Source organism: Neisseria sp. P0021.S007 (assembly GCF_051956855.1).
On sequence record NZ_JBQCXA010000954.1, the window covers coordinates 1 to 560 of the forward strand.

Annotated in this window: 1 protein-coding gene; it reads left to right on the forward strand. The window is 45.4% G+C overall.

Going from position 1 to position 560, the window contains the following annotated elements; genetic code table 11:
• A partial coding sequence (locus ACTHUR_RS16920; RefSeq protein ID WP_440399851.1) for a PilC/PilY family type IV pilus protein occupies positions 1-560 on the forward strand: 560 nt, incomplete at both ends.

Here is a 560-nt window from a genome sequence, read left to right on the forward strand (position 1 = left end):
CTGGAGGAAAATATCCGCTATGCAGGCTTCCTCGCCAGTGGCTACGCAGCTGAAGAAAAAGATGTAGCAGCCAACGAAACGGCGTTATATGTTTACGAAATGCTTGGTAAAGAAGTCGGTACAGGCGAGAAACGCGGAGATGATGCCGGTAAGGCTGGCAATTTGTTAGCGAAAATTAAAGTTGATGGCGGTGTAGGCGGGCTGTCCACGCCGACACTGCTCGATACCAATTTTGACGGTGTTGTTGATTTTGCCTTTGCAGGTGACAGAGGGGGTAATATGTACCGCTTCGACCTGCGTGGTGAAACACCGGATAAATGGACTCCAGTCAAAATTTTTACAGGGTCACCCACTAAGCCAATTACTTCAGCCCCTGCTGTTTCGCGCCGAAGTGCGAATAAATATGTTGTAATTTTCGGTACGGGCAGTGAAATTTATCAAAATGATTTGAGCAATAAGAAGATACAGTCTATTTATGGTATTTATGAAGATTTTACACCCAGTGAGAAAGATTCGGCACAGAGTAAGGATGTAACCCCTGCTTCTGAAAGTGATTTGCA